We start from the raw sequence: 14832 nt of genomic DNA on the forward strand, positions 1-14832 counted from the left end.
GACACGCCTCAAAGAATAAGGATTGCTTGAAGCAGTCAAACTTCTTTGGAAGCCCCCACTTCAAATTTTCGCTAGAAAATTAAGTGGGGGTAGTTCACTAATATAGCATCTCCATTTTGATATGTCAAATGTTTATTGCAAAGGGAGTCGTTAAAGATGTGCATGGCTTTTCGGCACTACCACTACCATGATGGCATTGTTCACAATGGAATCAGACATGCAATCCCTTATGGGGGAAGAGCCATTTTTCCGCATCCCCCAAACTCCCTTATTCACATTTCTTCCATTCTCTCGCTAGCATCCCGTACACAACATGGTCGACAAAACGATCGTAAAGCCACTCCGCGTCTCGAATCGTTCCTTCATTTGTAAATCCCAGCCGTTCTGGAATCGCTCTGCTCCGGTGATTTTCTGTTGCACAGCGGATTTCGACACGATTCATCCCTTGCTCTGTAAACAAATAGTCGATGCACGCCTTGCATGCTTTCGTCATCAGCCCCATTCCTTGAAACGATTCGCCAAGCCAATAGCCAATGCTCGTTTTTCGATTCGCTCGATCCATATAATGAATTCCGATCACACCAGCCAATTGGCCGAGGTGCCAAATCCCGGCCTCAAAGCCGTTTCCAGCGGCAAACTTCTGCAACCCTTGAAAGATAAACGTTTTCGAATCCGCTACTGTTTGGGTTGAATCCACCCATGGGAGCCATTGACGCAAATGTGGGCGGCATGAATCAATTAACGCAAAAAGCGATTCCGCATCTTCCATTGTGAGCAACTTTAGCCATGAATGTTCCTCTAAGCGATGGATAAACATCGTTCATTCCCCTTTCATCATTTCTTCCATTATAGCACATCACCTTCCACACTCTGTCGTCCCCGCTACGCTCTTGTCAAAAAAAGACTGTTCCCACGGCAGCCAATCCGCCTTAGGAACAGCCCTTTATTCCTCTTCTATTCCCGCAAAAAGACGAAGTAGCAGATAAAGACGACAAACAGGACATACAACAACGGATGAACGTCTTTGCCGCGGCCTTTCAACAGCATCGTGATCGGGTAAAAGATGAAGCCGACAGCGATGCCGGTGGCAATGCTATAGGAGAGCGGCATCGTGATCAAGGTGAAGAACGCCGGCACGGCGACTTCGAACTTTTTCCAGTCAATTTCGCCGATCGACGAAGCCATCAACACCCCGACGATGATGAGCGCTGGTGCGGTGACCGGTGCGGTAATGACGCTCAGGAGCGGGGAGAAGAACAGCGCCAGCAAGAACAAAATCCCCGTCACGACCGCGGAAAACCCGGAGCGTCCTCCAGCAGCGACGCCGGCCGACGATTCGATATACGATGTCGTCGTCGATGTGCCAAACACCGCCCCAACCATCACCGCTGTCGCGTCAACAAGCAACGCTTTGCCAGCGCGCGGCAGTTTGTTGTTTTTCAACAGCCCGGCTTGGTTGGCCACTGCCAAAAGGGTGCCGGTCGCATCGAAAAAGTCGACAATAAAGAATGTCAAGACGACGCCAAGCATTTTCAGCGAAAGAATATCTGGCAAGTGTTCAATCGCGACGCCGAACGTCGGCGAAATGTCCGGGATCGCGCCGACAATTTGTTTCGGCACTTCAATCAGTCCGAAAATCATGCCAACGACAGCCGTAATGACCATGCCGTAAAAGACGCCGCCGTTTACCTTTTTCACCATTAAAACAACGGTGATGAACAATCCGAAAATGGCGAGCAGCGTATTGCCATCCTTCAAATCGCTCAATCCGACCAGGGTGGCGTCGTTATTCACAATAATGCCGGCGTTTTGCAGGCCGATGAACGTGATGAACAGCCCAATTCCGGCGCTGACGGCATATTTCAGTTCAACGGGAATGGCATCGATGATTTTTTCTCGAATGCCGGTGAGCGATAAAATCGTAAAAATGATGCCGGAAACAAACACTCCCGCCAAGGCCGTTTGCCACGGAATGCCCATATGCAAGACGACCGTGAAGGCGAAGAAAGCGTTCAGCCCCATCCCCGGCGCCAAGGCGATCGGGTAGCGGGCCAGCACTCCCATTAAAATCGACCCGTATGCCGCCGCCAAAGCCGTGGCGACAAAGACGGCTCCTTGGTCAATGCGCAGTTCGTCAGGAAAATCTTTCACCGCCCCTAACGACAAGGTAAATGGGTTGACGAACAAAATGTACGCCATCGACAAAAACGTCGTCAGCCCGGCGATGATCTCCGTCCGATAATTCGTGCCGAGCTCATCAAACTGAAAATACTTTCTCACGTCTGTCCCCCCTATAAAGAATAAAAACGCTTCTGCAGCTACCAGAAGCGTTGACTAAGAAGGAATGACGAACAGAGAGAGGACATCGGCTCTCTATTTCACATCCCTCGTAGTCAAGCTATTTACGGTAGCTTGGTAGAAACTCCCGAGCCATATTCCCGGGATTATACGACGGAATTCGACAATATTCATGATTCCACGGCTATTGTATCAGCCTGTCGGTCGCTTGTCAAGAAAAAAGACGAACATTTCTTTGGGAATGCTCGTCTTTTGTTCGTTTTTATTCCCACTCAATCGTCGCCGGAGGCTTGCTTGTAATGTCGTAGACGACGCGGTTGACGTGCGGCACTTCGTTGACGATGCGCGTTGAAATGCGTTCCAGCACATCCCACGGAATGCGGGCCCAATCGGCGGTCATCCCGTCGATCGAGGTTACGGCGCGGATGGCGACCGTATAATCGTACGTGCGGGCATCACCCATCACCCCGACGCTGCGGATGTCGGGAAGAACAGTGAAATATTGCCAAATGTCGCGGTCCAACCCCGCTTTTTTCACTTCTTCGCGCAAAATCGCATCCGATTCGCGGACGATTTCCAATTTTTCTTCCGTCACCTCGCCAAGGACGCGAATGCCAAGCCCCGGACCCGGGAACGGCTGGCGCCAAACGATTTCGTCCGGAATGCCTAATTGTGTGCCAAGAGCGCGCACTTCGTCTTTAAACAGCGTATTGAGCGGTTCGATCAGTTCGAATTTCATATCTTCCGGCAAACCGCCGACGTTATGGTGCGATTTGATCGTTTGCGCCGTCGCCGTGCCGCTTTCGATAATGTCGGTATAGAGCGTCCCTTGCACTAAAAATTCAATGCCTTCAAGCTTCGCCGCCTCATCGTCAAAGACGTAAATAAACTCGTTGCCGATGATTTTCCGCTTTTGTTCCGGATCTGTGACCCCTTTTAGTTTCGCCAAAAAGCGGTCTTTCGCATCGACTTTGATGACATTCATCTGGAATTGCTCACGGAACGTCTTCATGACGCTTTCCGCTTCGCCTTTGCGAAGAAGGCCGTGGTCAACAAAAATGCAGGTGAGCTGATCGCCGATGGCGCGGTGCACCAATACAGCCGCAACCGACGAGTCAACCCCGCCGCTCAACGCGCACAACACTCTTTTTTCGCCCACTTGTTCGCGGATGCGACGCACCTGCTCATCGATGAAGTTTTCCATCGTCCAGTCGCCCCGGCAGCCGCATACATCGAAAACAAACTTCTTCAACAAATCGTTGCCGTAGACCGAGTGGCGCACTTCGGGATGAAACTGCACTCCATACCACTTCCGCCGTTCATCGCTCATTGCTGCGATCGGGCAGGAAGGGCTTGTGGCATCTACGACAAAGCCGCCAGGCGGAGCGGTAACCAAATCGCCATGGCTCATCCAGACGACTTGTTCGTCCGGCAAACCGTGGAACAACAGGGAGTCGTTTTTCACTTGAATGAGCGCCTTCCCGTACTCGCGGTGCGACGCCTTTTCCACTTTGCCGCCTAAGTGGTGCGCCATCAGCTGCATCCCGTAGCAAATCCCTAAAATCGGCAGCCCGAGCTCAAAAATCGCCGGGTCGCACCGAAACGCCTGCTCATCATATACGCTGTTCGGACCGCCGGAAAAAATGATCCCCTTGGCGTTCAACGCGCGAATCTCGTCGGCGCGAATCGTATGCGGGTGCAATTCGCTGTACACGCCAAATTCACGGATGCGGCGGGTGATCAGTTGGTTATATTGGCTTCCGAAGTCCAATACGACGATCATTTCTTGATTCATGTTCTCCACCCCGTCCAAAAAATAAACGCTGCCGTTGCCCAAAACATGGATGAAGGCAGAATAGCAGCGTCTTCTGCCTTCATAGTCGGGCCGTTTACGGCGGCCCGGTAGAGACGCGCAAGCCATATTCTTGCGCTTATATGAAGGGCTTTCGTCTATCCGTATGCAAATTTGAATTCATTCTATCAACTTGCCGGCAGGCGGTCAAGAGATCGTCCTTTTTATTAAATTTTCCCACAATTGACGCGCCTCACGGAGGTCGATCCGGCTGCTGTTTGCGCCGTAGACCGCTTGTTCATACGATTTGGTCAAACGTTCCATTTCATCGGTTTCGAATAAACGATCCACTTGGATGGCATACTGACGCAACGTTTCCTCTTCTTTTCGTTTCAGCCCGTAGTCATGCAGCTGACGCAACAATGCCAAGTAAGCGGGGACAAGCCATTCCGGGCCGTCAACTTGGCGGCGGCGGAATCGAAGGAGCGTAAGGCGCGGCCACCATTTTCGTCTTGTCGTGTAAATCGTTCCGCCCAATGCCGCTAGCATCGCGAACACGCCCAGCACCATTTGCCATGACCAACTGTCGGCCAGCTTCTCCCACCAATGGCGGTCTTGCTCTGGCGATGATCGTTTGATCAATTGTTCGAGCGGCACGCGCGGCTGTTCCTGTGGTTCCGGCTGCGAGGGCTGCGCTTGTTGCTCCTCATTCTGTTGAGAAAGTGAAAACGCATACGGGTTGACAAACCCCCGCGTTGGCTCAAACGGCACCCAGCCGACGCCTTCAAAATACACCTCAACCCACGCATGAGCGTCATGGTTGCGGATTTCGTAAAGATTTTCCCCGTCTTGCTCGCTGACCAGCCTTCCGGACGTATAGCCTTTCACCCAGCGCGCCGGAATGCCGAGCGAACGCACGAGCACGACCATAGAAGTCGAAAAATTGTCGCAATACCCCCGTTTTGTTTCAAATAAAAATTGATCAACGTAATCTTCGTTCTCTTTTGGAACGGCGACATCCTTTGTTTCGTACGTATATTGCCCAAGTTGAAAATACTGCTCAATGGCTCTCACTTTGTCGTAAGCCGTCTGTTCTCCGGCGGCGATTTGCTTCGCCAAGTCGCGCACCCTTTGCGGAAGCGTCTTTGGCAACTGCGTATATCGTTTCAACAGAAGAGGGTCTCGAACTGGGGGCGCGGCGCGCAACGCCGCAATCGGAAAATCCGGCTCCCAATAGGTCAATGAATACTTGCCAACAGGGAACGCATTCGCCCTGTCATCGGTCGTATAAATTTTCTCTGTCGCCACATCCATGCGGTACACGACCGGTTCGGCTGCTTCCACCCGCCGCAACCCAAGCGGATAAACGAGATGAAACCCTTGATCGCGCCGCTCGATCTCCGCCTTTTGCTCCACTGTCTCAACTTGATCGCTCCACCATTCATACTTGAGCTCTTCGCCGTTGGCAAACGAGCGGACTTGCTCGCTCGGAAACACTTCCCATCCCTTGCCGGTGTAAATATCTTTCGTCTCAATCCGCCAGTAATGAAGCCCTCGATCTTTCGCCGTAAAGACGACGGTATCATCCGCGATAAACGGCCCGCCGAGGCGGGAATCATTCTGTCCGTATCCCACTTTTGCCACGCCAGGAGAAGGCGAGTTGTCGTTCGTTTCTTCCGGCTGGGCATGATCGCTGCGGATAAACGCAACCGGATCCGGCCATTGGGGCGGCAGCTTTGGTCCCGCATACCCAGCCGCCAAAGCAGCAGCCGGAATGAATAGAGCGGCCGCCCGCCACGTTCCGATGCGAAAAGACGGCGCTTTTGCCTGCAGCCGCTCGCCATGCAGCCAAACGAAGGCGAAAAAGCCAAGCGCCACAAGGCGAACGATCGCGTCGTTCCCGCTATACGGAAAAAACGTATCAAGCACAGCGATATACCCAACTGTCAATGCGTATGGGACAAACCACCGTTTTTTCTGGACAATCAGCCAATGAAACAGAAACGAGATGGCCCATAGCAGCAGAAAAAAGGCAAAGGTGCGCACGGCATCGCTCGGCATGGACAAGCGTCCCCCCTGCAGCCAAGCCGCGCCATCCCGCCATAAGGCATACGGCAGCGAGGCGGCCGAATGGAACGAAAACAGCCAAGCGAGCGACCACCATATATATCCCGCTTTCCCCAAAGCGGACAGCCAGATCGGAAGGCGGAGCCAATACATCCCGAAGCAAAGGGCGACAAAGGCCGCAAACACTCTAATATGCGCTGTATCCGTCACGTCTTCCAACGGCCAAAGCCATTCCGTGAGCAGCCAAGCCGCTAGGACGTTGGGCAGCATAGCAGACAACATCCTTGTCCCTAACCGCCTCATCCGTCTTCTCCTCCTTGCCGGACAGTTTGCCATGATTGAGGGGGCATGTGGGATACGTGCACCCCCGCATGGCGGAGTCCGTCCGCCCACCTCCGCTCGTCCTCTCCCCATTCACGGTTGACCACATACAACACTATGCAGCGTTTTGACGCCATCGCTCGCAGCTGCGCAGCCAACTCGGCGGATAACCTCGACGTCACGACCACGCAACCGGCCGCTGTTCTCCAGTTCCCCTCCTCCGCCAATTGAGACGCAAGCGGCGCTGATCCGTTCGCCTCCGCTTCCGCCAGACGGAGAAGGAGCGACGGCCACTGCTCCTCGCTTCGCCGCGGCGCTAAATAAGAACGGGCTTTTCCAGTCACGAGCAGGCCGACTGGGACTCCTTCATCGATCAACGCTTTCGCGATGGACGCCGCCAGCGTGACAAGCTCCTCAAACCATGGCGATGCGGCGCCGTCGAGCACGACGATCCAATCGTCATTGCGCGGCTCATCGAACTCTTTTGTCATCAACGCTTGCCTTCGCGCTGACGCCTTCCAATGCACCCACGACATTTTGTCACCGGGCGCGTACTCGCGGGCGCCGGCCGCCACCGCCAGATCGCGGCGGTAAGCAAGCGGGCGGGCCTCTTTTCCATAGGCGAACCATTCACGCACCATTTCTGCCGGCCAAGGCCAATAGCGGGGATACACGATGATCGTGCACGGCGCCGAAAACGATTCTGCTTTGTTCACAAAGCCGAGGGCGTCAGAAGCCTCGAGGCGCACGATGTCCAACTGATGGCGGCCGCGCGGCAACGAGAGCGACCACGCACAAGAAAGGCGGCGTCGAAACGGCCACGCGGCCATCGCCCCTCCATGCCGCGGCTCCTGGCCCGAAACGGTGAGGGCAGCGGGCGGAATCGCCCAAGGCAGCTCCATGCGGACCGTCACCGGAATCGGTTCTCCTGCATGATAGCGCTTCGCCGGCACCGTCCGGCTCACCGCAACGCGTCTGATCGGATACAAGGCGACGGCAAACGCATGCAGTCCAAACGGCAAAAAGCTGTAAAACAAAAACCAGCTGACAAATCCGCCTTGAAACATGGCATAGGAAAACAAGATGGCGGTCAACAGCAACAATCCAACAAGCGGGAGCCAACGCCTCCCCTTCTTCATTCGCTTCGCGTTCATCGCTTTTATCGCCGTCCTTGCACCGGCACCGGCGTACGGGCTAGAAGCTGTTTGATGACGGCAGTGGCGTCAAGCTTGTCCCATTTTGCTTCAGGACGAATCAAGAGACGGTGGGCGAGCACATGCGGAGCGAGCTGTTGCACATCATCAGGGATGACAAAATCGCGGCCATGGATGAACGCGTACGCCTGCGCCGCCTTCATCAAAGCGACGGCCCCGCGCGGGCTGACCCCCAAATAGACCGCTTCATGCGTGCGGCTTTGTTGGATAAGGTCGACGATATACCGCTTCACCGTGTCGCTCACATGCACGTCCGAAACCTTTCGTTGCAGGGCCAGCAGTTCATCAAGCGACATCACCGGGCCGATCTCCGAAAGCGGCGCCGCTTTTTCCAGCCGGTTTAACATTTCGATTTCTTCGTCGGGAGACGGATAGCCCATGTGCAGCTTCACCAAAAACCGGTCAAGCTGGGCCTCGGGGAGCGGGTACGTTCCTTCATATTCAATCGGATTTTGCGTCGCCATCACCAAAAACGGCTGCGGCAGCGCCCGGGTGACGCCGTCAACGGTCACGCTTCCTTCTTCCATCGCTTCCAGGAGCGCCGATTGCGTCTTCGGCGACGTCCGGTTGATCTCATCCGCGAGCACGATATGGGCGACAATCGGCCCGGGCTTGTACTCAAACTGCTGTGTTTTCGGATTATAGACGGAAACGCCGGTCACATCGCTCGGCAGCAAATCCGGCGTAAACTGAATGCGCTTCAGCTCCACGTTGAACGATTTCGCCAGCGCACGCACCAACATCGTCTTGCCGACGCCGGGCACATCCTCGAGCAGCACATGGCCTTTGGCCAATAACGCTGTTAAGCTGAGGATGATGACGTCGCGTTTTCCGACGATGACTTGCTCAATGTTGCGGACCACCTTTTCAAAAGGGGGAAGCAGCGGCTCGTAAATCGCCATGACATCAAACTCCTTTTATAGTAATGAATGGGTCTTTCAGCGGTAGACAAGACGCAGTTTATACTATTACTATAATATCGAATATACGGAACTTTTGGAATCCATTTGCAACAAGGGGGAAGAGAAAAATGGGGAAATCGAAGTGGACGATGATCGGCCCGGGGCTGATCGTCGCAGCGACCGGAGTCGGGGCCGGGGATTTGGTGGCCGCCCTTGTCGCCGGAACGAACTACGGCCTTGTCTTTATGTGGGCGATCATCGTCGGTGCATTGTTCAAGTTTGTGTTGAATGAAGGGGTCGGCCGTTGGCATTTGCTCAGCGGCAAAACCATTTTCGAAGGCTGGCAGTCAATGGGGAAATGGGCCTCAATCTATTTTGGCGTGTACGCCATTATTTGGGGATTCGTATACGGCGCGGCCGGTACGTCATCGTGCGCCTTGGCGATGTCAGCGATGATCCCGTCCATTCCGCTTTGGGCGTGGGCCGTCATCCATGGGGTGGCTGGCTTTGCGATTACTTGGTCCGGCCGATTCCAATTGTTTGAGCGGGTCATGAATGTGCTCGTCGGGCTCATGTTCATTACCGTGGTCGGCTCGGCGCTTCTTGTCCTGCCGCAGCTCGATGATCTTTGGAAAACGGCCGTTCCGGATTTGCCGAAAGGGTCGCTTTTGTATGCTCTCGGGCTGATCGGCGGCGTCGGCGGCTCTATCACCATGGCGTCATACGGATATTGGCTGCAGGAAAACGGCTGGAAAGGGCGAGCTTACGTATCGCCGATGCGCTATGATTCCGCTGTCGCTTATATTGTCACCGCCATCTTTACGTTGTCGCTTCTCGTGCTTGGGGCCGCCTTGTTGTACGGCACTGACACGACGATCAGCGGTGAGCAGGGGCTTGTGTCATTCGCTTCGATCATGGGCAACGAGCTGCACCCGGCCGCCCGTTGGCTCTTTTTGCTCGGCTTTTGGTCGGCGTCATTTACATCGGTCATCGGCGTTTGGAACGGCGTTTCGTATTTGTTCGCCGATTTTGTTCGCAACATGCGGAAAACGCGGGTTGAAGCCGAATCGCTCAACCAGTCAAAAGCGTTCCGCTTCTACGTCTTTTGGCTCACCTTCCCGCCGATGCTCTTGCATTTCATCGGCAAGCCGGTCGGACTCATCATCGCCTACGGGGCGCTCGGCGCGCTGTTTATGCCATTTTTGGCTGTGACGCTTCTTTATTTGCTCAATTCGAAAAAAGCGCTTCCGGACGAAGGGCGCAACCATTGGCTCTCGAATGCGCTGCTCGTTCTTTGTCTGGCGCTGTTTGCCGTCTTGTCGATTAATGAACTCATTCGCCTGTTTGCTTAACATTTGCCCGGTGCAAAGCAGCCAGCTGGCGGCAGGAGGCTGTCTCAATGGAAAAACGCTCATCCCTTGAATCGGGATGAGCGTTTTTGGCCCGCCTATTCGCTCACGGCTGATCTACCCGTCGTTTTGTGCCGCTAAATCATCTTCTCCGGCCTCACCCATTCTTCGTACTGCTCCGCTGTCACATACCCGGTTTTCAATGCCGCTTCCTTGAGCGTCAACCCTTCGCGATGGGCGAGCTTCGCGATTTCCGCCGCCCGGTCATAGCCGATATGCGGGCTCAGCGCCGTCACGAGCATGAGCGACCGCTCTACGTATTCTTTCATTTTCGCTTCATTCGCCTCCAACCCTTTGGCGCACCGCTCATCAAACGAACGAATCGCATCGCCGAGCAGCTGCACGGACTGAATGGCGTTATAGGCGATGACCGGCTTGAACACATTTAATTGGAAGTTGCCTTGGCTTGCCGCAAAACCGATCGTGGCGTCGTTGCCGAACACTTGAACAGCGACCATCGTCATCGCTTCGCTTTGTGTCGGATTCACCTTGCCTGGCATGATGGAGCTGCCTGGTTCATTCGACGGAATCGCGATTTCTCCAAGCCCGGAACGCGGTCCGCTCGCCAGCCAACGAATATCGTTAGCGATTTTCATCAGATCAGCGGCGAGCGCCTTCAACGCCCCATGGACGTATACGATCTCATCATGGCTGGTCAGCGCGTGGAATTTGTTTGTTGCAGAGCGGAACGGGTAGCCGGTTTGAGCGTGCAGCTGTTTGGCGACTTGTTCGCCAAACGTTGGCGGCGCATTGAGCCCCGTGCCGACCGCCGTGCCGCCGATCGCCAAATCAAGCAGCTTCTCACTCGCTTCGGTGATCATGGCCTTGCTTTTTTCCAGCATCGTCCGCCAGCCGGAAATCTCCTGCCCAAATGTGAGCGGCGTCGCATCTTGCAAGTGGGTGCGCCCGATTTTGATCGTCTTCTCATATTGCCGCTCCTTGGCTGCGAACGTGGCGATCAATTCGTCGAGCGCCGGCAGAAGATGCGTTTGAACTTTCGCATAAATGGCGATATGCATCACCGTCGGGAACGTGTCATTTGAGCTTTGCGACATGTTGACGTCATCGTTCGGATGGATGCGTCCCTCGCTGTCACGGAGCAGCTCGTTCGCCCGTCTCGCCACCACTTCATTAACGTTCATATTCGTCTGCGTCCCGCTTCCCGTCTGCCAGACGACGAGTGGAAAATGGTCATCCCATCGGCCCGCCAAAATTTCCTCGCACGCGGCCACAATCGCCCGCTGCTTCGCTTCGCTCAGCTTTCCAGCCTGATGGTTCACGATCGCCGCCGCCTTTTTCAGCTCGGCATAGGCATAAATGAGTTCAAGCGGCATTGTTTCTTTGCCGATGCGAAAGTTTTGCCGGCTTCGCTCCGTCTGCGCCCCCCAGTATTTATCGGCCGGCACCTTCACCTCGCCGAGCGAGTCGCGTTCAATTCGTTCGTTCATCACGTCAGCCCCCTTTGCCTAGACACTCTCATATTACGTGTTCATTCCCATTGTGGCCTAAACGGCCGGCAAAAAACAACATTCCCTTCCACCAATGATTTTTATCATCCCAAACCGGATCCCTCCACTTTTAAACGTAAGCATAAATGAGAGAAAGCGTTCACTATGCTTAACATACAAACGGAAAAGACTAGAAAAACCACCGATATGTATATTTCCTCCTCAATCACCTTCAAACAGCTAGCTGAGCTAAAAAAGTGAAAAAAAAAACGTTTTTACTGTTATAATAACTATAGGAGGGAGGTGAAAAACCGCTGTCACGTGCAAATCAGCGGCATTTTGCCAAAAAAGAAAGCTGATTCCACAAGGCTTCTCTAATTGAAAAACGACTGGGATCCGAGGTATTTTGCACTAAATCACCGCCCTCATAGACAAAGTAGATAACAGAAAAGGAAAAAACTCCAATATAATCAAAATATAAGCAAGGAGGAATCTTTGATCATGAATATCCGAGAAAGCGAATTGCCGGGAATTGGGTACAAGTTTGAAATTATTACGCGAAACAAAGATAAGCTTGTCATTGTGATCCATGACGATGGGCGAAGGGAAATTTATCACTTTGACGCAGAGGATTATGATGAAGTCGTTAGCAGCGTGACCTTAAGCGACCAAGAAGCGCGCCAAATTGCAGGAATCATTGGAGGAATGGCATATAAACCAAAGGCGCTCGAAACGATTGAGTTTGCCTTTGACGATCTCATTATCGAGTGGTTTCAAGTGGAGCCAAACGCCCCCGCTGTAAATCAAAAAATTGGTGAACTTGATATTAGGAACCGTTTCGGTGTCACTGTCATCGCTATCAAAAAGAAACATTCCCAAAAATCCCATAATCCCGGTCCAAATACATTGATTGAAGCTGGAGATACCTTGATTATGTCTGGAGAAAGACAGCAAATCAAGGAGATCATTAGTCATTTACTATCAAATAAGGAGTGATGGGAATAGATGAACCATTTAGTATTCGAAGTAGGAACGGCACTCGTCCTAGTCGCCATTGGGTCGATCATTGCCAATAAATTAAACTTCTCCATTATCCCGTTTTTGATCGTGATCGGCATGCTGGTCGGGCCCCATGCCCCCACAATCGGGATTATTGACCTCACTTTTATTCAAAGCAATGAAATTATCCAGTTTTTAGGCAGGATCGGGGTACTTTTTTTACTGTTTTATTTAGGACTTGAATTTTCTGTTGGTAAACTGATTAAATCCGGAAAAAACATCGTGGTCGGCGGAAGCATCTACGTCACAATGAACTTTGTTTTAGGATTGCTTTATGGCAAGGCCGTCGGAATGCCATGGATGGAAACGCTTCTTATTGCTGGACTCCTCAGTGTATCATCAAGCGCTATCGTGGCCAAAGTTCTTGTTGATTTAAGGAGAACGGCCAATCCTGAAACAGAGCTCATTTTGGGGATGATTCTGTTTGATGATATTTTCCTCGCCTTATTTTTAACGACAATGTCAGGTGTTTTGCTAGCTGGCTCCACCTCCTTTTTCGGAATCAGCCTATCTGTTTTAACATCTGTTGCTTATATGTTGCTATTTTTTATCATCGCTCGTAAGGGTGCTCCTCTGCTTAACAAATGGTTGAATATCAAATCCGATGAAATATTCATCATCGTCATCTTTGCCATTCTCTTTTTTGTCGCCGGCTTTTCCGAAACGATGCATGTTGCTGAAGCCATCGGAGCCTTACTGCTTGGACTTGTCTTTTCAGAAACGGAACACCGCGATCGAATCGAACATTTAGTTGTTCCATTCCGTGACTTCTTTGGAGCGATTTTTTTCTTTAGCTTCGGTTTGAGTATCGAACCGTCAACGTTAATTGATGCGTTTTGGTTATCATTAGGGGCTGTTATCGTCACTCTAATGGCCAATATCGTGGCAGGAATGATTGCTGGAAGAAAGGCCGGGTTGTCCTACAAAGCCTCTACAAATATTGGTTTGACAATCACCGCGCGTGGAGAGTTTTCCATCATCGTTGCAAATCTGGGGATTACAGCGGGGTTAAGCCCGATACTGACGCCTTTTACCGCACTTTACGTTCTCATGTTGGCCATATTGGGACCACTCTTTGCTAAAGAAAGCAAAACGATCTATAAACTACTCAACAAAGTATTTAAATGGGATAAGAAGCTAGCTAAGGAGAAGCAAAAGGGAAGAGTCGAAGTTGCGGAAAAATAAGTAACGGCTGCAACGTCCTTCTTTATCGCTCGCTTACTCCAATCCATCTCTTATCTTCTTCTTCCGAGTGGACGCTCAGTCACCGGATCAAAGGCCATTCGGGAACATATTCATGCAACCTATCGGTTAAAAAGACGTCTATATTTAAAAAGGGGAATTCTCTATGCGAATACGATGGGCCCCAGGTCTGATTTTACTTCTATGGCTTTCCGGCTGTTCATTCGGCAATATCGAGCCGGTGGTTGACCGTCAACGGTGAAACGGTCAACCACCGGCTCGGGACTTACACGTGGTCAACAGGCCGTCGCGGAGTCGTCGTCGATGCCGCCGCTCCGCCGCTGCTCGTCAAAGAACTCAAGCTCCATCCTCCATTATGGAAGGAGAGATGGATTTTCATGCCTGGGTGGGGAGTAAAGTTTACTCATGGATGTTTTTTATGAACAAAAAGCCTACTCATGGGGAGTAGGCTTAACATTATTTCAATTTTAACATTATACATTTTTTAATAATTTACTGGCTATTTCAATAAACTCTTTACCATCTTCGTATGGAAAATATCGCATACTATTTTCATGCACTAGTTCCTCTATTTTTTTCCATGTCTCAATATCTTTATTATTATATATTTGTTCTAACTTTTGAATTTCCTGTTTCAGCGCCTTTGGTACCCATTTAGGTTCTTCATTAAGAAACTCTAAAAATTTATCTTCTAATCTTGCGTCGAAAAAAGTCTGATTATAATATGAATCAAAAAAATACTGGAGGGTTTCAAACTCTTTTCTTATATCCATCTCTTACACCTCTTATTACTTATTTATATTTAGGGTAACTAGTTACAATAATAAATCCATATTGAGATTTAGAATCCTTTTTCAACTGAATAAATGCCGTATCCAAGTTAGTTTTTAATGCTGTTCCTCCACTTTTATACCCTTTTCCAATAGCATAACCCATTTCATGATTTAAATTAAGTGTATTTTTAGAGTTGGAATCTATATATATGCTCATTGAAAAGTTAACCTTCGCATAAGCGGTGCCCGTAACTATTCAGCCACATCATAAAGTGAGCTGAATATTTTCTTCTTTCCTTGTCTATGATGTGAATATTGATAGACAAGGAGGTGAATCGCATGTTGA

Annotated in this window: 12 protein-coding genes and 2 riboswitches; of the genes, 3 read left to right on the forward strand and 9 right to left on the reverse strand. The window is 51.4% G+C overall.

The window, feature by feature from the left end; genetic code table 11:
• Nucleotides 1-268 precede the first annotated feature (268 nt).
• From CV944_RS14905 to CV944_RS14930, 6 genes are all read right to left on the reverse strand, one after another.
• On the reverse strand, nt 269-817 hold the full coding sequence (locus tag CV944_RS14905) for a GNAT family N-acetyltransferase (RefSeq protein ID WP_063330676.1): 549 nt from the start codon (nt 815-817) through the stop codon (nt 269-271).
• Nucleotides 818-954: 137 nt separating this feature from the next.
• Nucleotides 955-2280 (reverse strand): NCS2 family permease, encoded by a 1326-nt coding sequence (locus CV944_RS14910; protein ID WP_044742397.1) that lies wholly within the window; start codon nt 2278-2280, stop codon nt 955-957.
• Between the two features lie 90 nt (nt 2281-2370).
• Nucleotides 2371-2472, reverse strand: a riboswitch (purine riboswitch).
• An 88-nt stretch (nt 2473-2560) separates the two neighbouring features.
• A complete protein-coding gene (gene guaA, locus CV944_RS14915; RefSeq protein ID WP_100664460.1) occupies nt 2561-4093 on the reverse strand; it encodes a glutamine-hydrolyzing GMP synthase in 1533 nt (510 codons plus the stop codon).
• Nucleotides 4094-4155: 62 nt separating this feature from the next.
• Nucleotides 4156-4257, reverse strand: a riboswitch (purine riboswitch).
• Nucleotides 4258-4297: 40 nt separating this feature from the next.
• Nucleotides 4298-6460: a DUF4129 domain-containing transglutaminase family protein gene (locus CV944_RS14920; protein ID WP_100664457.1), complete on the reverse strand. Its 2163-nt coding sequence runs from the start codon at nt 6458-6460 to the stop codon at nt 4298-4300.
• A complete protein-coding gene (locus CV944_RS14925) occupies nt 6457-7632 on the reverse strand; it encodes a DUF58 domain-containing protein (protein WP_095858764.1) in 1176 nt (391 codons plus the stop codon). The genes CV944_RS14920 and CV944_RS14925 overlap by 4 nt, the downstream gene beginning before the upstream one ends.
• A 5-nt stretch (nt 7633-7637) precedes the next feature.
• The gene (locus CV944_RS14930) at nt 7638-8594 is read right to left on the reverse strand and encodes an AAA family ATPase (protein ID WP_100664458.1); all 957 of its coding nucleotides are present in this window, start codon (nt 8592-8594) and stop codon (nt 7638-7640) included.
• 128 nt (nt 8595-8722) lie between these two features.
• On the opposite strand from CV944_RS14930, the gene CV944_RS14935 reads away from it, so the two are divergent.
• Nucleotides 8723-9946, forward strand: coding sequence for an Nramp family divalent metal transporter (locus CV944_RS14935; protein WP_063330678.1), 1224 nt, complete (start codon nt 8723-8725; stop codon nt 9944-9946).
• Nucleotides 9947-10080: 134 nt separating this feature from the next.
• Here the strand turns inward: CV944_RS14935 and fumC are convergent, their stop codons facing one another.
• A complete protein-coding gene (gene fumC / locus CV944_RS14940; protein WP_100664459.1) occupies nt 10081-11451 on the reverse strand; it encodes a class II fumarate hydratase in 1371 nt (456 codons plus the stop codon).
• Nucleotides 11452-11952: 501 nt separating this feature from the next.
• Between fumC and CV944_RS14945 the strand changes: the two genes are divergently transcribed.
• Complete coding sequence (locus tag CV944_RS14945) at nt 11953-12447, forward strand: cation:proton antiporter regulatory subunit (protein WP_062898321.1); 495 nt, start codon at nt 11953-11955, stop codon at nt 12445-12447.
• Between the two features lie 9 nt (nt 12448-12456).
• A complete protein-coding gene (locus CV944_RS14950) occupies nt 12457-13695 on the forward strand; it encodes a cation:proton antiporter (RefSeq protein ID WP_100660152.1) in 1239 nt (412 codons plus the stop codon).
• A 491-nt stretch (nt 13696-14186) separates the two neighbouring features.
• Here CV944_RS14950 and CV944_RS14955 read toward each other — a convergent pair whose 3' ends face one another.
• Both CV944_RS14955 and CV944_RS18000 read right to left on the reverse strand, forming a co-directional pair.
• A complete protein-coding gene (locus CV944_RS14955) occupies nt 14187-14486 on the reverse strand; it encodes a hypothetical protein (protein WP_050368178.1) in 300 nt (99 codons plus the stop codon).
• 19 nt (nt 14487-14505) lie between these two features.
• Nucleotides 14506-14703 (reverse strand): RNase A-like domain-containing protein, encoded by a 198-nt coding sequence (locus tag CV944_RS18000; RefSeq protein ID WP_145994833.1) that lies wholly within the window; start codon nt 14701-14703, stop codon nt 14506-14508.
• Nucleotides 14704-14832: the final 129 nt, after the last annotated feature.

The sequence above is a fragment of the Geobacillus sp. WSUCF-018B genome (assembly GCF_002809985.1).
In the GTDB taxonomy this organism is placed as follows: Bacteria; Bacillota; Bacilli; order Bacillales; family Anoxybacillaceae; genus Geobacillus; species Geobacillus thermophilus.